Source organism: Xanthomonas boreopolis (assembly GCF_046529185.1).
Taxonomy (GTDB): domain Bacteria; phylum Pseudomonadota; class Gammaproteobacteria; order Xanthomonadales; family Xanthomonadaceae; genus Pseudomonas_S; species Pseudomonas_S boreopolis.
This window is the reverse complement of record NZ_CP097162.1, coordinates 1,616,067-1,634,061: the sequence shown is the minus strand read 5'-3', so window position 1 is coordinate 1,634,061 and position 17,995 is coordinate 1,616,067. Positions and strand designations below refer to the sequence as shown.

Genomic DNA, 17,995 nt, shown 5'->3' with positions numbered 1-17,995 from the left:
CCGCAAAGGGTACCGCAGCGCAGCAGGCCGCTCCACCCGGCGGCACCGGGGAACGCCGCTCCCCTTGTTACAGGGCGGTGCCCCGTGCCCGCGGCCAGGTCCAGCTGGCCAGCGGCCACCACAGCGCCCAGGCCAGGAATGCCAGGCGCTGCGCCAGCGGGGCCGGCAGCCAGGGGCCGGGCGGCAGGAACGACAACAGCGCCAACGCCGCGGCCGCTGCCAGGCAGAGCGCGCCCGGCAGCCGGCCGCCGGGCTGCTGCCGCAGCCACAGGCCCAGCATCCCGGCGCCCGGGACGAACGCCAGCGCCCACAGCAGCCAGGCGGTGGCATGGAACTGGCTGGAGCGGCCGTCCAGGTCGGTAGGATCCAGCGGGAACAGGCCCAGTCCGCAGAAGGCGATGCCCGACAGCATCGTCAGTTGCAGGCCGATGCGTTGCAGCTTGTCGCGGCTGCCCGCCAACAGGCCCGGCACCGCCGCGAACGCCAGCAGGCCGGGCAGCACGAAGCCCAGCACGCAGAAAGCCGAAGCATGGGGAATGCCGGTGGCGCCCAGCAGCGCGACCGGATGCCGCCATTGCGAATAGCCGGGCAACGCGGCACCGAATCCGGCGACCGCCACGACCAGGCTCACCGGCACCAGGGCCGCGGCCCAGCGCCCCCACTTCACGACATTCGACACTCGGCATCTCCCGGGGCCGCCACTTGCACCACCCGATGCGGTGCATGTCGCGTCGGCCCAGGCGACCATTCTCGCCGCTGCGGCGACCGAGGTGAATCCGCCAGAAGAGGCGAATGTCAGCGGCTGTCATCCGCCCTTCCACAGGCGGGACCCCAAGTTCGGCCACCCCTGTGGAAGCGGCGCCAGCCACGATGGGACTTTCACGCGGAAGGCCAGTACTGGGATACTGGCCTTCCAAAGGACAAGCTCCATCGCGGCTGGCGCCGCCCTACGGACCGGGTGTCTCAGCCGCTCTTGGCCGGCACGGTGATGCCCGTGATCTCCACCCGGCGGTTCGGCGCCAGGCACTCGATCACCGCCCGGCTGCTGCCGGGCGGGCATTCGGCCACCGGATCGGCCTCGCCGCGACCTTCGGCGCGTACCGCGCTGGCGGGCAGTCCCTGCCCGACCAGGAAGTCGCGCACGGCCTGCGCACGGCGCTGCGAGAGCTTTAGGTTGTACGCGTCGCTGCCGATGCGATCGGTATAGCCGACCACCAGGACGTCGCGTACCGCCTCCAGGTCGCCGGCTTCCCGCACCAGCTGCCGCAACCGCTCCTGCCCAGCCGGCTTGAGCGTGGCGCTGTCGAAATCGAACAGCGCATCGGTCTGTAATCGCACCGGTGCCGGAGGCGGCGGCGGCGGTGCCGCCGGAGCCGCCACCGCCGGAGGCTCAAGCAATGCGCTGCACGCCTCCGGCTTCCAGTGCTGGTTCTGGGCCACGCCCTTCGAGTCGAACTCGATCCGGAACTGGCAACGCACCGGCTCGGCTCCCACGCTGCGGCGCAGGTTGAACAGGTAGTTCCATTCGCGGACGCCCCACATTCCTTCGTTGAACTGCGGCGGTCCCAGCAAGGCCTGGACCTGGTCCTTGTTCATCCCCGGTGCGTACTGGCGCAGGTCGTCGATGTTGACGAACGTGCCCCCGCGCGGATAGGCGCGCTCCGGATCCGGGAATCCATCGCCGGCCACGCTCCTGCATCCCGCCAGTCCCAGCGCCGCTGCCGACGCCAGGCCCAACACCACCATCTTCATCATCGTCTGCATGACTTCGCCCCTCCTGCGTATTGCGCCTGGTCAACCGGCATCACCACTGGATGCCGGCACTCACCGAAACACCACCCTGTCCGCGGCTGTTGGTCGAGCCGCTGGCCTTGTAGACCCAGCGCCCGCCCTCGGAGACGCCCGACAGGCCGATCGCGATGCCCGATTCGCCGCCGAAGGAGCTGGCGCCGATCGACGCCATGCTGCGGCCCGCCTCGGTGGGCTGCGGCAGGCCGGCCATGGCCATCGCCGAAGCGACGCCTGCCGATGCGCGGTTGTCGAGACGCTTGATCTGCCGGTCGGTGTAGTCCTTCGACCAGTCCATCGCGTTGACGAGGCCGGCATTGAGCTGCCCGACGTTGACCGCATCGGTATCGGCAGTACCCGCGGCGATGTTGTGCAGGGTCACCGTGTTGGTGCCCCGGCCCATCGTCACGCTGCTGTAGTTGACGCTGCCGTCGCTGTTGGTGTCGTAGCGCACCGAGCCGGCTTGCGACGCCTCCAACTGGGCCACGTTGACCGCGTCGGTGGCCGCGGTACCGGCGGCGACGTTGGCGATCTGGCGCTCCGCGCCCGCGCTGCCGACCGAGACCGTATTGGCGCGGTTGGCCACCGAGCCGGCACCCAGGGCCACGCTGTTGGCCGCGCTGGCCGCCGCCGCGTCGCCCAACGCGACGCTGCCGGTGCCGCTGGCGGTGGACGCGCCGCCGATCGCCACCGAGTCGGCGCCCGTCGCCGCGGCCGCGGCCTTGGACGAGTTGATCGACACGTATTCGTTGCCGGAGACCTGGATGTTGTTGATGCGCTGGTTGACGTTCACCAGCGAGCTGTCCATGGCCGCGAACGCCGACCCCACGTCGCCATAGCTCGCCTGGGTGGTGTTGCCGTTGCTGCCCACCGAGGTGATCTGGTACTGCGGTCCGGTCCAGGTGCCGTTGTTGTACTGCGCGCCCGCGCCGAGGTACTGCGCCACCTTGGTGTTGGTCTCGTGCAGCTGGCTGCCGTTGATCGCATCGCTGCTGTCGGCGGTCACCGCGCCATCGGCCACGTTGGAGATGGTCACGGGAGCAGCCGCCGCGGCGGCCACGTCGCCGGAGGCATTGGCGGGGGCGCCCAGGGTCACGCGGCTGTAGTCGATGCTGCCGTCGCTGTTGGTGTCGTAGCGGACCACGCCCGCCTGCGCCTTGCCGATCGAGTCCTTCAGCTGGGCGACGTTGACCGCATCGGTGTCTTCGGTACCGGCGGCGACGTTGGTGATCTGGCGCTCGGCGCCGGCGCTGCCCACCGAGACCGTATTGGCGCGGCTCGCCACCGACCCGGAACCCAGCGCCACGCTGCCCGCGGCCGTGGCCGAGGCCGCATCGCCCAGCGCCACGCTGCCGGCACCGCTTGCGACGGCCACGGGGCCGATCGCGATCGCATCCGTACCGGTCGCCGAGGCCGCATCCTTGGTCGAGTTCACCGACACGAACTTGCTGCCGCCCGTATTGATGTTGTCGATGCGCTGGTTGAGGTTGTTCAGCGAACCGTCCACCGCTTCGAACGCGTCGCCGACATTGCCGTAGCTCGAAGTGCTGGTGCCGCCCGTGCTGGTGATCGAGGTGATCTGGAACTGCGGCGCCGTCCAGGTGCCGGTGGCCGGATCGTACTGCGTGCCGGCGCCCAGGAAGGTGGCCAGCTGCGCATTGGTCTGGTACAGCTGGCTGCCGTTGATCGCTTCCTTGCTGTCGGCGGCCACCGCGCCGTTCGCCAGGTTGGCGATCGTCACCGCCGCACCGCTGTTGTCGCCCTTCAGCGTCACCTTGTTGGTCGCGGCGCCGTTGGCGTCGGCATCGTAGTGCACGGCCAGCGCATCGGTGTCGTTGGAGCTCACGTTCGCCAGGGACTGGCTGATCGCATCCAGCGCGCTGCCGACGTTGTTGTAGTTGCCGGTGGTGACCGTGCCGTCGGCGCCGATGTTGTTGATGACGTACAGCGGCGCGGTCGGCACGCCGTCGGGGCCCACGGTGGAACCGCCGCCGAGGTGCAGCGCGGTGCCCTGCGCCAGCGCGAACATCTGGGCGCCGTTGATGGCCTCCTTGCTGTCGGCCGACACCACGCCGGCGGCCAGGTTGCCGATCACGGTGGCGCTGCCGGAACCGGCCGAACCCAGCGTGACGCGGGTGTAGTCCGGGTTGCCCGCGGCATCCTTGTCGTAGGTGACCGCGAACGCGTTGCTATTGTCGATCGCGCTGTTCAGCTGCTTGAGGTTGACCGCGTCGTGGTCCGCGGTGGCATCGGCCACGTTGACGATCTGGCGCTCGGCGCCCGCCGCCCCGACCGAGACCGCGTTGGCACGATCCGCCACCGCGCCCGCACCCAGCGCCACGCTGCCGGCCGCGCTGGCGACCGCCTGCGGGCCGACCGCCACGGCCTCCGCGCCCGTGGCCGAGGCCGCGGCCGCCGTCGAGGACACCGACAGGTACTTGGTGGTGTTGTCGATATTGGTGATGCGCTGGTTGACGTTGGTCAGCGAGCCATCCACCGCTTCGAACGCCGAGCCGACGTCGCCATAGGTCGCAACATTGGTGGTGCCGTCCGTGGCGACCGAAGTGATCTGGAACTGCGGCGCGGTCCAGGTGCCGGTGGCGGAATCGTATTGCGTACCGGCACCGAGGAAGTCCGCCAGCTGCACATTGGTCTGGTACAGCTGGCTGCCGTTGATCGCCTGGCGGCTGTTGGCGGCGACCGAGCCCGCGGCGACGTTGTCGAGCAGCGTCCCGTTCGGGGCGCTTCCCTTGCCCAGCGTCACGCGGGTGTAGTCCGGGTTGCCCGAAGCATCGGTGTCGTAGGTCACCGCGAGTTCGTTGGCCTGGATCACCGCGCCCTTCAACTGGGCGACGTTGACCGCGTCGGTGTCCTGGCTGCCGGCGGCGACATGCGTGATCTGCCGCTCGCGCCCGGCGGAGCCCACCGCCACTTCGCCGATCGAGGTCTGCGGCGTGCTCAGGCCGACCGCGGTGTAGTTGTCCATGCCGCCGCGATCGGCGTTGGACTGGTAGCCCAACGCCACGGTATTGGCCTTGTCCGACTTCGCGCCGGCGCCGATCAGCGTCTGCGCGTTGGCGGTGCCCTTGGCGCTGTCGCCGATCACCACCGAGTGGCCCTGCCGCGCATCGTAGTCGGCCGTCGGCACGCCGGTGGGATTGTTCGGGTCGTTGGTGCCCGCACCCGGGAAGGCCACGTTGGCATCCTGCTTGGCCAGTTCGTGGCGGGCATTGGTGCCGATCACCACTTCCTTGGAACCGTTGGCATAGGCGCCGTCGCCGATCAGCACCTGGTAGTCCTGCGCGGCGTTGATCGCCCAGCAATCGGCTTCCACCACGCCCAGCACGTTCAGGCACTTGCTGGCCCAGGCCGGCGCCTGGTCGGGCAGGATGAGCCCGAGCAGACCGTTCGGATCGCCGTTGTTGATGTTGTAGATGTAGCTGTCGGAGGTGACGCCGCCGATCAGCGTCATGTGCGAGTTGCCGCCGGTGGTGGCGCCGCCCAGGCCGTTCAGCAGCTGCCCGACCGGGGTCAGGTTGACCACCGGGATACCGAGCACGCTCACGCTGGAATAGGTCTGCACCACGTTGGCGCTGTTGATGGCCAGATCGCCGTTGCGCACGTAGCCATCGCCACCGAGCAGGCTGCTCAGGGTCGGGCTCAGCAGCTGGTTCAACGAGCCGGTGAAGCCGCCGGTGCCGATGATCAGGCCCGGGCTGCCGGTCTGCGCCGGCACCGGCGGTGCCGCATTGATGGTCCCGCCGCCAGGCGACGACGTGCCCAGGTCGAGCAGGTTGCCCACCGTGCTGCCCAGCCCGTTGCCGACGCTGCTCACCGCACCGGCGAGCGTGCTGCCGACGCCGGCGATGCCGGAGTTGGAGCCGGTCAACTGGTCCACCGTCTTGGTGACGCCGGATACGAGGGTGCTGCCGGAATTGCCGACGGTCTTGCCGGCGCTATCGACGACACCGACCAGGTCGCCTTCCTTCAGGTTCGACACCGTGTCCTTCAGCCCGCTGCCCAGCGCCGACGTGGTACCGGTGACGGTGTCGGCCAGCGCTTCCGAGCCGGTGACCTTCTCGACCGTCGCGCCCACCACCTTGCCGGCGCCATCGACCACCGCGGCGACGCCATCGACCACCTTCCCGGTGGTGTCGCCCAGCTTGGTCGCATCCAGCAGGCCCGCCGTGGTCTTGCCCAGCGCGTCCACGGTGCCCTTCAGCACGCCGCTGAGGGTCTGGGCCAGGACGTTGCCGCCCGGCTGGCCGCCGCTGCCGATGCTCGACAACAAGCTGCTGGTGGCGCCGGCCGTCGTCGTCACCAGCGACTTCGCGTCGCTGCCGGTGTCCGCCACTACCTTCGCCACGTCCTGCCCGTTCTTCGCGCCCAGGACGCCGGCGACGGTGTTGCCCACCGTGCTCACGGTGCCGCCGACCACCTTGTCCACGACCTGGCCGACCGGATTGTTGCCACCGGCGGTGCCCGCCAGCACGCTGCTGGCGGCATCGGTCACGCCGTTGACCACGCCGTTCACCGCCGTGCCCACCTTGCCCAGGCCCACCGTCCCGCCGGTCGTGCCGGTCAGCACCGCATCCAGGCCCTTGGTCGTGGTGGTCACCAGCGACTGCGCGGTGTCGCTCACGCGATCCACCACGCCCGGCACGTTGCCCGCCACCAGCGACGAGGTCGTCGCGTTCAAGCCCGTTTCGACGTTCTGGGTGGCACCACTGACGACACCACCCAGGGCCGTCGAACCGGTCACGCCTGTCAGCGCCTTGTCGAGCACCTGGCCGGTGCCGGAGACCAGCTTGCCGGTCTTCCCGGCCACATCGGTCACTACCTCGCCGAGCGAAACCGGCAGCGTGCCGCCACCCTTGGTCAGGTCCGCCACGGTCGTCAGCACGTCGTGCGCGCTTCCCGCCGCAAGCACGCCGGAGACCGTATCGCCGACCTTGCCCACGACGCCGCCAACCACCTTGTCCACGACCTGGCCGACCGGATTGTTGCCGCCGGCGGTGCCCGCCAGCACGCTGCTGGCGGCATCGGTCACGCCGTTGACCACGCCGTTCACCGCCGTGCCCACCTTGCCCAGGCCCACCGTGCCGCCGGCCGTGCCGGTCAGCACCGCATCCAGGCCCTTGGTCGTGGTGGTCACCAGCGACTGCGCGGTGTCGCTGACGCGATCCACCACGCCCGGCACGTTGCCCGCCACCAGCGACGAAGTCGTCGCGTTCAAGCCCGTTTCGACGTTCTGGGTGGCACCACTGACGACACCACCCAGAGACGTCGAACCGGTCACGCCCTTCAGCGTCTTGTCGAGCACCTGGCCGGTGCCGGAGACCAGCTTGCCGGTCTTTCCGACCACCTCGGTCAGCGCGCCACCGAGCGAGGTCGGCAACTTGCCGCCATGGCCGTTCTCGACCAGGCTCGCGGTGGTCGCCACCACGTCCTTCACCGGTCCGATCGGATTGTCGCGGCCGACCAGCGGGCCATCGCCGGGGGCGCCAACGAGCTGGCTGCCATCCTTCAGCGCGATGCTGTCCTGCACATGCGCGACGATCTGTGCGATCGGCTCCTGCAGGCTGGCGCCGCTCGCCGGCGCGGAACCCGCGACGAGGCCGCCAGCGGCATCGACCAGGCCCAGCGTCGCGGGCACGGCGGCCCGGATGCTCGCCTTCGCTGCGCTCGAAGCGCTGCGCACAGGCGCGGAAGCAAGAGACGTTGTCCGTGCCGCCGACCGCAGGGGCGTGACAGCCGACGACACGGACAGCGCCGTGGAACGCGTTGAAGTGGAAAGCGTGTTTGCGGCGGAGACGACGGCGGCGCCCGCGGACGAGGTCCCGGGCTCCGGCAGCGTCAGCACCGGCGCCGGGGTGGCGTACTTGCCGGCGAGGTCCAGCAGTTCGTCCATGCGCGGATCGGCAGCGAAGGCCTGTCCATGCCACCCCGCGGCGAACAAGGCCAGGCCGAAAGCCAGCGGCGAGGCCAACAGCGTCTGCAGCTGCCGGTCGGCGCTGCTCTTCTTGCCCCTTGCGGACGCCAGCTCGGAGCCGACGACGAAAGCGTTCAGGCGGTGATTCCACACCAGCCGGTAGATGCGATTCATATGCTTGCTCCCTGTATTCCGCGGCATCCACCCGATGCCGGCGTTGTAGGAGCCATTACAGATTTTCGCGCGCCGCGTTCTTACTCCGTTTCGGCAGGCAAAGAAGCCAATACGGCAAGTCGTTGGCGAAATCCGGCACGCCAATGCACATTTACGGCAGCGGCCGGTTTCCCCGTCGGTCCCGGCACCGGAAGATGCCGAATACGTGCATTACGCGTACTCGGCACTGCCCGACTGCCGCATCAGCGTCTCGCGCGGCAGTTCCCCGAACACGCGGCGATAGTTCTCGGCGAAGCGGGAGAGGTCCCAGAGCCCGCAGCTCAGCGCGATGGCCTTCACCGATTTCCTGCCCGCGTCGGCCGACGAAAGGCTGCGGCAGGCCGTGCAGAGGCGGAGCATGGACAGATAGCGGTTGGGCGAGATGCCGAGCATGTCGTCGAAGGCGTAGCGCAGGGCCCGCTCGCTGACGCCGGCCGCCGCGCAGATCTCGTTCATGTAGATGTTCTGGCGGAGGTTCATGCGCATGAAGTCCTCGGCCTTGCGCAGGATCAGGTAATGCCCGCGCCGCCCCTTGCCCTTGACCGCGCGATCGAGCGGACTGGTCGCCAGGATCCCGCGCAGGTGCTGGTCCAGCACGTCGTCCAGCCGGAGGTCGGCCATCGATGCAGGCCCCTCGACCAGGCGTTGCTGCAGTTCCGCGTAGTAGCGCCGCAGCGGGTTCGACGGCCCCGGGTTGAGCAGCGCCAGCGAATGGCCGGGGCGGTCGCCCAGGTGCAGCTCGTTGAACTTCTGGCGCAGCCGCTTGACCGGCACCATCACCAGCGTCACCCAGCTGTTGGCGCTGAGCGCGAACTCGCTCACGCCATCGGGCATCAGCGTCACCACGCTGCCCGTCGCCATCATCGCGCCATGGCACCAGCTCATCGCATCGTCGGTGCGATGGATATAGCCGAGCAGGCACCAATCCAACGGCAGCATGAAACGTCCGCGCGCGGCGAACTCCGTCTTGATCGTGCAGAACAGCGCCTCGTCGTGGACGTGGCTGGTCACGGTCGCATTCGGCCCGTTCCCGTCCAGGAGCACCAGTTCGATCTCGCAGACCCGCAGCAATCCCCCCAATCCGACGAGGTCGAACGCTCTTGGCCTGTCGCCGGCACCTTCCATAACAATCCCCAGGTCCTCTTTGTGTTGCCCGAAGCGCGCCCTCGCCCCATCGAGGGCGGCACGCTCGCGGTCTTGCTCCAGCCGAAGCCGGGGGCCGAATCATCTCCGTGAATTCGTGCCCGGCTTGTCCCGGATGCTACTATGTAATTCGCGTGCGAACGCCGCGTGAAGAAATCTTCACACCGGTCCACTGATGATGTCCATTGCGATGAAAATCACGTTGGGAAGCGTCGATTTGCCGTTTTTGCGCATTTGCATGCGGATTTTTGCCTGAGTATCGATGCTAACGGGGCGAAGCCCTACGTTTCGGCATAAGCAGGGGAATGCCATGAGACCAGACAGTTAGTCCCGCGCAGGTGGGTCGGGCCTCGCCACTCGCCTCACCTCGCCCATTCATTTCGCCAAGCAACCATTCGGTATCAATCGATACCGATTCCCCCCGGGTGTTGCCTGTCACGCAGGCGAACCCGACCACTGACAAGGAGATCCACCATGGTTAGCTCGATCAAGCGTTTTCTGCGTGAGGAAGATGGCGTTACGGCTTTGGAGTATGGGCTTCTCGCTGCTGTAGTTGCAGGAGTGCTCGTCACTGTTGCAAGAGATGAGCTAGCTGATTTTTTCAAAACCCTCTTCACCAGGCTCAATGACATCGCCTCCGGAACCACCGGCACCACGCCTTAACCAGGCTAATTTTCCAGATGACGACCACCATTCTCTGCCTACTTTGCGTGCAGGTTGCCCTCAGCGACTTGTATTCAAGGCGCGTATCGAATGGTGTGCTGCTTGCAGCATTACTGACCGGGGCGATCGCCATCGGCCTGCAAAACGGCAGCCCCAGCCCTCTCCAAGCTCTTGTCGGGCTGTTATGTGGGCTGGTGCTGCTACCTTTCTACGCATTCGGATTGATGGGAGCCGGTGACGTTAAGTTCTTCGGCACGCTGGGCTTTCTCCTGGGCTATCAGCCGATGCTACCTATCTGGATCGGCGCGAGTCTTTTGGCTGGATTACACGCAGTTGTAGTTTTATCAGTCCCACGTCTAGTGGAATTTCTACCGGTACCATTACGCACAACCATTGAATATTCACAGCGCAGGCTGGATGAGGCACCGCTGCATCGCCGCATGATGGAGGCGCGCCAAGGCAGGAAGGGCATACCCTACGCCGCCTATCTCGCATTCTCCGCGATGATTTTTTCCATGGATAAACTCACAAATGCCTGGGTTAACCCATAAAAAATCAACGAAGCCCCATGAAATGCAGCGTCGACGAAACGCCGCAGGCGTCGTCACTATTGAATTTTCGTTGATGCTAATTCTAGGGATCGTTCCGCTGCTCATGCTGACCTTTACCGGCGTGATGATCTTCGCCGCCAAGCAGACGCTGTCGCTTGCCGCAGCCGAAGGCGCGCGAGCCTCGCTGCGCTATGGCACGCTTCCCGAGCGCCGCCAGGCCGCTTGCACGGCCGCGAGCCGGTCCATGCAATGGCTGCTCGATTTCTCCCGGCAGACCCCCAACTGCAGCAGCGCCAGTGCCGCCCCCATCGCCGTCGAGTCCGTGGCGTGCACGGGAACCGCCGGGCTTCAGTGCATGCGGGTCACCGTTTCCTACGATTACGAGAACCATCCCTTCCTGCCCGGCACCGTGGCGCTCTACGGCTGGACGGTAGGCGATTTGACCAGCTCCGCCGTGGCCCAGCTCGACATGGGCAACTGATTATTCAAATTCGCAACAAGGAGAACCGGCGATGCAGAAAGTGACCAGGACCGTTGCCTTGCTGTTGGTCGCCCTTGACCTGAGACGGATCGTGTAGCCAGTTGGCTGGTGAGTTCTCTACCCTTAACAGGCAAGGAGAGCTCCATGAAGAAGCGATTCACCGACGAACAGATCATCGGCATCCTGCGTGAGGCCGAGGTCGGCGCCATGTCGATCAAGGCGCTGTGCAAGAAACACAACCTGACCGAGCAGACCTTTTTCCGCTGGCGCAACAAGTTCGGCGGCCTGGATGTACCCGACGCCCGCCGGCTCAAAGACCTGGAGTCCGAGAACGCCCGGCTCAAGCGGCTGGTGGCCGAGCAGATGCTGGTCATCGACGGGATGAAGGAGATCGTCCGAAAAAAATGACGACCCCGTCGGAACGACGCGACACGGTCCAGGTGCTGGTCCGTCGGGGGATCTCGCAGCGGAAGGCCCTGCATTACCTGGGTTTGAGCCGCCGCATCGCCAGCTACGCCCCGCGCCAGGCCGCCAAGGACCAGGCGGTGGCCGAGCGCTTGCTGGCCGCGTCGCCGAAGGTGCCGCGGTTCGGGTATCGCCGGATGGCGGCCTGGCTGGACCTGGGCGAGGCCCGGGTGCGGCGCCTGTGGCGTCGGCTGGGCTTGAACATTCCCCGCCGCCGGCCGCGTCGCCGCCGATCCGGCAACGATATCCGCCTTCCGGGCGCGGTTCGCCCGAATGCCGTCTGGAGCTACGACTTCGTCCACGACCAGATGGTCGACGGGCGCGCCTTGAAGATGCTGTGCGTGATCGACGAATACACCCGGGAGTGCCTGGCCATCGAGGTCGGGGCCAGCCTGCGGGCGCAGGACGTGATCCTGACCCTGTCGCGGTTGATGCGGCTCTACGGCAAGCCGGCCTTTGTCCGCTCCGACAACGGCGCCGAGTTCACCGCAGCCAAGGTGATGCGCTGGCTGCGCGACGCGGCGATCGGCCCGGCGTTCATCGCGCCGGGCAGCCCGTGGCAGAACGGCTTCGTCGAGAGCTTCAACGGCAAGCTGCGGGACGAGCTGCTGAACCGCGAATGGTTCCGCAGCCGCGCCGAGGCGAAGGTACTGATCGAACGCTGGCGGCAGTTCTACAACGAGCAGCGGCCGCACAGCGCCCATGGTTACAAACCCCCGGCGAGCGTTCGCCGGAACTGGTCGAAACCCGATACCATCAACCCCGGACTCACTGCCTGATTGGCTACAAGTTCCATACTCAGGTCACCCTCGCCGGCCTGTTGCTGGTCGTCGCGATCGCGATGGGCTTGCGCAAGCCGAAGCCGGCCGCGCCGGTCGCCACGACGACGTCCACGCTGCGCGGCGAGGTCGCGGTGGTGGTGGCGGCGCGTGATCTTCCCGCCGGCGTACCGATCACCACGGGCGACCTGCGCATGGCGCCGCTGGCGGCATTGCCGCCGGGCGGATTCGCCAATGCCGCGCCGCTGATCGGCAAGGTGCCGGCCGTGGCGATCGGCAGCGGCACGCCGCTGACGAGCAACCAGTTGGCGGAGGGCCTGGCCCTCAACCTGCAGCCGGGCGAGCGCGCGCTGGCGGTGCCCGTGGACGAACTGGCCGGCGTCGGCAATCGCATCGTCCCGGGCGACTACGTCGACGTCTTCCTCAGCCTCAAGGACAAGCAGCGTGGCCTGCAGCAACAGGAAGGCGATGAGAGCCAGTCGCGCCTGCTGCTTTCGCACCTGCGGGTACTTGGCTACGGTACCCAGGACATCGATTCCATTCCACCGTCCACGGACGATGCGGGATCCGGCGCCTCCCAGCCCCCGGAAGGCAGCCGGGCGGCCAGCATCGCCAGCCGCAGCGGCGGCGGCACCTCCGGAAGCCAGGCACGGGCCGCACAACCGCGCAGCGCGGTGCTGGCCGTCCCGGTCGAAGAGGCGAACCGGCTGCTGCTCGGTGCGCAAAGCGGCAAGCTGTTCCTCGCCTTGCGCCATCCCTCCGACCCCGGCCGGCCCGACGAAAGCCTGTTCCCACGCCCGCGCAACGTGCTCACGCCGCGCCTGGACCTGGATCCGAGCCTGCGCGAGACCGCCTCGACGCCGGAGAACACTGCGTTCGCGGGCATCGACGGCGCGGCGCTGGCCGGTCGCAACACCGCGTCTCCGACTCGCGTGGCGGCTCCGCAGCAGCGCAGCATCCGCCGGCCCGCCGGCCCCTCTCTCGAAATCATCCGTGGCGGCCAGAGCGGCACGCTTTCTTCTCCCTGATCCGGTGCCCACATGAGCGAACGATCCCGCCGCATGCGTTCCATCCTCCGCCGTTGGCCCTTGGCAGCCATGCTCGCGCTGGCCTGCACCGGTGCCGCCGGCAACGAGGGCACGGGCACCGAACTGGTACTGCAGACGCATGAGCAGCGTCCCTGGAACCTGCCCGCCAACCTGGAACGCATCGCCATCGCCGATCCCGCCGTGGCCGACCTCGTGACCCTGAAGAACAAGCAGCAGGTGCTGCTGGTGGGCAAGCAACCGGGGCAGACCACCCTGCTGCTCTGGCAGCGCGGCAACGGCAGTCCTCAGCGCATCCAGGTGGCCGTGCGCAGCCCGGTGCAGCAAGAGCTGCTCGATGGCCGCGGCCCGGGACTTACCCTGGCCGGCGATAGCTCCCTGCTCCAGGGCGATACCGACTCGGTGCTCTCGCACCAGCGGGCCTACAAGGCCGCCCAGGCTTCGGCGGGCGAGAAGGGAGCGATCAGCGACGTCTCCACCGTCGCCACCGGCGGCGTCGTCCAGGTCGAGGTGAAGGTCGTCGAGTTCAACAAGAGCGTGCTGCGCCAGATCGGCATCAACTTCAAGAACACCAACGGCGGCTTCAGCTATGGCATCACCTCGCCGAGCGGCAATTCCAGCAGTGGCGGCACCGGGGGCAGCGGCAATGCACTGTCGTCGGCGTTCAACCTGGTGGCCAGCTCGCTGACGCATGGCTGGGAAGCCAATATCGACCTGTTGCAGAGCAACGGCATGGCGCGGGTGCTGGCGGAACCGACGCTGGTCGCGCTATCGGGCCAGAGCGCCAGCTTCCTGGCCGGCGGCGAGTTGCCGATCCTGGAGCCGCAGGGGCTTGGCACCACGACGGTGACCTTCAAGCCGTTCGGCATCGGTCTCACGGTGACGCCTACCGTACTTTCGGCCGACCGCATCGCCCTGAAGGTCGCCCCGGAAGCCAGCGACCTCAACTACAGCAACGGCGTCACCTACAACGGCATCCAAGTGCCTTCAATCACCACCCGCCGCGCGGACACCACGGTCGAGCTGGGCGATGGCGAGAGCTTCGTGATCGGCGGTCTGGTCAGCAGCAATCTCACTTCTACGGTCAACAAGATTCCGCTGTTGGGCGACCTGCCGATCATCGGCTCCTTCTTCCGCAATCTGAACTACAGCCGGCAGGACAAGGAACTGGTGATCGTGGTGACGCCGCGGCTGGTGCGTCCGATCGCGCGCGGCGCCGAACTGCCGCTGCCGGGCGAACGCGAATCCAAACCCAACATGCCGGTCTGGGGGGCGTGGCTGACGCACCCGGCCGGGTCCGACCAATTGCCAGGTTTTTCCCGTTGAGTAGCGAGGAACCCCATCCGCCCATGTCGAAGGTAACGGCCATGCAGCAGGTCCGCAGCGCAGCCGGTCAGGCGGTGCGCGTGCTGCTGTACGCCCCCGACAATCGCTATAGCGCGCGCCTGGCCGCGAAGCTGGCCGGCTTCGGCGACCTCCAGTGGGAAGACAGCCGCGACATCGCCCCGGCGATGCTGGCGGCACAGCAGGCAAGCTGGCGCCTGGTGCTCCTGGACTATTCCAATACCAACGCCAACTACTCGTCGGAACTCACCGTCCAACTGCGCTCGTTGATGCCAGCCCTGCCGGTGGTGGCGGTCGGCCTCGCCAATGCCGACCATGCGCCGACCGTCCTCGCCGCATTGCGCGCGGGCGTGAGCGATTTCATCGACATCGAGAGCCCCGCCGAGGAAATCCAGACGACCCTGAAACGGGTACTGGCGCAACCGGCCACGGCACGCGTGCCGGTCGCGGCCGAGCCGGCGCCGGTACCGCAGCCCAAGGGCCGGCTGGTCGTGCTGCTGGGCAGCCGGCCCGGTGTCGGCACCACCACCCTTGCCACCCAACTGAGCGTGTTGCTGCAACGACCGGCGGATGCTCCCGGCGACAACGAAAGCGCGGAGGCGCGCCGCCTCCTGCTCGACCTGGGCATTCCCAGCGGCGATGCCGCGCTTTACCTCAATACCGACGTCACCTTCCACTACGAAGACGCCCTGCGCAATCTCGGCAGGATCGACGCCACCCTGGCGCGCACGGCGCTTGCCCACCACGCGAGCGGGCTGGCGCTGCTGGGTCATCCCACCGGCATCCAGCCGCCGGCCCATGACCCCAGCATGCTGCTGGACCGCCTGCGCAGCGTGTTTGGCCTGGTGCTGTGCGACCTCGGCGGGTTGGCACCGCAGCAACTGCCCAGCGGGCTGCTGCACGCCGCCGCCGAGACCTGGCTGCTCACCGACCAGAGCATCGGCGCCCTGGTTTCGCTCGACCACCTCCTCAAGGAACTGGAACAGCGAGGGCTCCGCAACGAGCGCCTGCAGTTGCTGGTCAATCGCTACGACGACAGCCACGGCATCAGCGCGCCCCAGCTCGCCGCGCGCTTCGGGCTGTCGCTGCTGGCCACCTTGCCGGATCGTGCTCGCGCCCTGCACGCCTGCGCGGCCGAAGGCAAACTGCTCTCCGAACAAGCGCCCAACGACCCTTACATCCGGGCCCTCGCGCCGTTGGTGCGCCGGCTCGATCCCGCCGCAGTGCCGGCACAGCCGGTCGGCCTTCATCAACGCCTCGTTCGCGGCCTGAGTGGCAATCTATGGAAAACAAAGTAACCGTGCTCAATTCCGGTGGTGCGACGGTAGCGGTCGCCGCTCCCGCCGAGCCGCAGCCGTTCGAACAGTCCGAGCAGTTCCAGGGCGTGCTGTCGGCCGCGCACGAGCACCTGCTCAATCGCATCGAGGACGAACGCATCGATATCGATGCCTGGGCGCCGGACACCATCGCCAAGTACGTGCGCTCGCATACCGCGAGCTTCGTGCAGGAGTGGCGCATCCCGGTCAACGAGCAGGAAATGGAGCAGGTCGCCACGGCCCTGCACAAGGAGCTGACCGGCTTCGGGCCCCTGGAGGATCTCCTGCTCGATCCGACGATCGAGGACATCCTCATCAACAGCTACAAGGACGTCCATATCTCCCAGGGCGGCGTGCTGAGGCGCGCGCAGCAACGCTTCAGCGACGATCGCCACCTGTTGCGGATCCTGCGCCGCATCCTGGCCCCGCTGGGCCGGCGCCTGGACGAATCCAATCCGATGGTCGACGCGCGCCTGCCCAACGGCGGCCGCCTCAACGCGATCATCCCGCCCTTGGCCGTGGACGGGCCGATGGTGTCGATCCGCAAGTTCCGCAAGGATCCGTTCACGCCGGACGAACTGCTCGCCAAGGGCACCTTCGACAAGCCCATGCATGCGCTGTTCAATGCCATGGTCCTGGGCCGGTGCAACATCCTGATCTCCGGCGGCACCAGTTCCGGCAAGACCTCGCTGCTCAACGCGCTCGCCAGCTTCATCCCGCACGACGAGCGGGTGGTCACCATCGAGGACACCGCCGAACTGTCGCTCAACCATCCGCACGTGGTGCGCCTGGAGAGCCGGCTCGGCGGTCCTGACGGCAGCGGCGCGGTCAGCATCCGCGACCTGGTGCGCAACAGCTTGCGCATGCGCCCGGACCGCATCGTGGTCGGCGAGGTACGCGGCGCCGAGGTGCTGGAAATGCTGCAGGCCATGAACACCGGCCACGACGGCTCGATGGCCACCATCCATGCCAACTCGCCGCGCGATTGCCTCTACCGCATGGAAATGCTGGCGGGTTTCGCCGGCTTCCAGGGCAGCGAGGAAAGCCTGCGCCGCCAGATCGCCAGCGCGGTGGACTTCATCGTGCAGATCGCGCGCCTGGGCGGTGGCCGGCGCGTGATCGTGTCGATCACCGAGGTCACCGGCGTGACCGACAACCTGATCACCACCCAGGAACTGTTCCGCCACGAGAACTGGTACGACGCCAACAACGTCGAGCGCGACCGCTGGGTCGGGCTCGGCTTCCATCCGCATTGCCACAAGCTGGAGCCGTTCCGCCAGTTCCTGCGCAATGCCGCGACGGAGGACTTCCAGTGACCGCGGCCCTGGTACTGCTGAGCGTCGCCCTGCTGTGCCTCGCCGGCGGTATCGAGCTGTGGTGGAACACCACGGCCCGGCAGCGCCAGCGCGCGGCGGCCAGCCACGTGGAAAACCGGCTCGGCAACGTCCAGCCGCAGGGCACCGCCACCGCTCCGGGCATGGCGGCGCCCCCACGCCCCGGCGCGCTCGCACCACAACAGGCCTTGCCGGCATGGCGCGCCCTCCTGCGGCGCGCCAACTTGCGCGACAGCATCTCCACCCTCGTATTGTTGGCCGTGCCCGGCCTGGTCCTGGCCCTGCTGACCTGGCTGCGCCTGCATTCGCTGGGCTTCGCCATGCTTGCGCTGGTGCTGTACGCCCTGGTGGCAGCCCTGTGGATCCGGCGGCGCATCGAGCGCCAGCGCAAGCAACTGCTGCGCCAGTTGCCCGACTTCCTCGAGAACATGGTGCGCCTGGCTGGCGTGGGCAACAGCCTGTCCATGGCGTTCCAGACCGCCACGGCGCAGGTGGTGCCCCCGTTGCGCCCGTTGCTGGACAACGCGTTGGTCTACACGCGTGGCGGCCTGGACCTCGACCGCGCCCTGCAACACGCCGCACGCCCCTATCGCCTGCCTGAGATCGAGACGCTGGCCGTGGTACTGGGTACCAGCCTGCGCATCGGCGGCCGCAGCGACCAGATCCTGCAGCGCATGAGCGACTTCCTGCGCGATCTCGAGCAGGTGCAGCAGGAATTGACCGCCACCACGTCCGAAACCCGCATGTCGGCCTGGGTGATCGGCTTGCTGCCGCCCATTTGCGCGCTGTTGATGGCCTTGTTCAGCCCTGCGTTCTTCCAGCCCATGCTGGCGCAGTCCTTCGGCCACAAGCTGCTGCTCGGCGCGCTGGGGCTCGAGGTGCTCGGGGCGTTCCTGCTGTACCGCATGGCGAAGTCGCTATGACATCGATGGCCACGGAG

Annotated in this window: 13 protein-coding genes; 9 read left to right on the top strand and 4 right to left on the bottom strand. The window is 67.7% G+C overall.

From position 1 onward, the window contains the following. Window positions 1-67 precede the first annotated feature (67 nt). The 4 genes from M3M27_RS07275 to M3M27_RS07260 all read right to left on the bottom strand — a co-directional run bounded on the left by M3M27_RS07275 (window position 68) and on the right by M3M27_RS07260 (window position 8,944). Window positions 68-679: a DUF998 domain-containing protein gene (locus M3M27_RS07275; protein ID WP_434027613.1), complete on the bottom strand. Its 612-nt coding sequence runs from the start codon at window positions 677-679 to the stop codon at window positions 68-70. Window positions 680-963: 284 nt separating this feature from the next. Then, window positions 964-1,764 (bottom strand): OmpA family protein, encoded by an 801-nt coding sequence (locus M3M27_RS07270; protein ID WP_434027612.1) that lies wholly within the window; start codon window positions 1,762-1,764, stop codon window positions 964-966. A 40-nt stretch (window positions 1,765-1,804) separates the two neighbouring features. Further along, window positions 1,805-7,894, bottom strand: a complete 6,090-nt coding sequence (locus tag M3M27_RS07265) for an ESPR-type extended signal peptide-containing protein (RefSeq protein ID WP_434027611.1) — start codon at window positions 7,892-7,894, stop codon at window positions 1,805-1,807. A 210-nt stretch (window positions 7,895-8,104) separates the two neighbouring features. Continuing rightward, a complete protein-coding gene (locus M3M27_RS07260) occupies window positions 8,105-8,944 on the bottom strand; it encodes a helix-turn-helix domain-containing protein (protein ID WP_434027610.1) in 840 nt (279 codons plus the stop codon). 606 nt (window positions 8,945-9,550) lie between these two features. Between M3M27_RS07260 and M3M27_RS07255 the strand changes: the two genes are divergently transcribed. The 9 genes from M3M27_RS07255 to M3M27_RS07215 all read left to right on the top strand — a co-directional run bounded on the left by M3M27_RS07255 (window position 9,551) and on the right by M3M27_RS07215 (window position 17,978). Further along, window positions 9,551-9,739: a Flp family type IVb pilin gene (locus M3M27_RS07255; RefSeq protein ID WP_434027609.1), complete on the top strand. Its 189-nt coding sequence runs from the start codon at window positions 9,551-9,553 to the stop codon at window positions 9,737-9,739. 17 nt (window positions 9,740-9,756) lie between these two features. Next, window positions 9,757-10,290 carry an A24 family peptidase gene (locus M3M27_RS07250; RefSeq protein ID WP_434027608.1) on the top strand — a complete coding sequence of 178 codons (534 nt, stop codon included), beginning with the start codon at window positions 9,757-9,759 and terminating at the stop codon, window positions 10,288-10,290. Window positions 10,291-10,312: 22 nt separating this feature from the next. Beyond that, window positions 10,313-10,771: a TadE/TadG family type IV pilus assembly protein gene (locus tag M3M27_RS07245; RefSeq protein WP_434027607.1), complete on the top strand. Its 459-nt coding sequence runs from the start codon at window positions 10,313-10,315 to the stop codon at window positions 10,769-10,771. Between the two features lie 144 nt (window positions 10,772-10,915). Further along, a protein-coding gene (locus M3M27_RS07240; RefSeq protein WP_151023642.1) for an IS3 family transposase occupies window positions 10,916-12,015 on the top strand; the annotation gives its coding sequence in 2 pieces (ribosomal slippage) (window positions 10,916-11,165 and window positions 11,165-12,015; 1,101 coding nt in all). Window positions 12,016-12,056: 41 nt separating this feature from the next. Then, window positions 12,057-13,043, top strand: coding sequence for a Flp pilus assembly protein CpaB (cpaB, locus tag M3M27_RS07235; protein WP_434027606.1), 987 nt, complete (start codon window positions 12,057-12,059; stop codon window positions 13,041-13,043). A gap of 12 nt (window positions 13,044-13,055) precedes the next feature. Further along, window positions 13,056-14,387 (top strand): type II and III secretion system protein family protein, encoded by a 1,332-nt coding sequence (locus M3M27_RS07230; RefSeq protein ID WP_434027605.1) that lies wholly within the window; start codon window positions 13,056-13,058, stop codon window positions 14,385-14,387. A 41-nt stretch (window positions 14,388-14,428) separates the two neighbouring features. Beyond that, complete coding sequence (locus M3M27_RS07225) at window positions 14,429-15,703, top strand: AAA family ATPase (RefSeq protein WP_434027604.1); 1,275 nt, start codon at window positions 14,429-14,431, stop codon at window positions 15,701-15,703. Continuing rightward, window positions 15,688-17,037, top strand: a complete 1,350-nt coding sequence (locus M3M27_RS07220) for a CpaF family protein (RefSeq protein WP_140718916.1) — start codon at window positions 15,688-15,690, stop codon at window positions 17,035-17,037. The genes M3M27_RS07225 and M3M27_RS07220 overlap by 16 nt, the downstream gene beginning before the upstream one ends. Then, entirely contained in the window at window positions 17,034-17,978 is a 945-nt protein-coding gene (locus M3M27_RS07215; protein ID WP_434027603.1) for a type II secretion system F family protein, read from the top strand. The genes M3M27_RS07220 and M3M27_RS07215 overlap by 4 nt, the downstream gene beginning before the upstream one ends. Window positions 17,979-17,995: the final 17 nt, after the last annotated feature.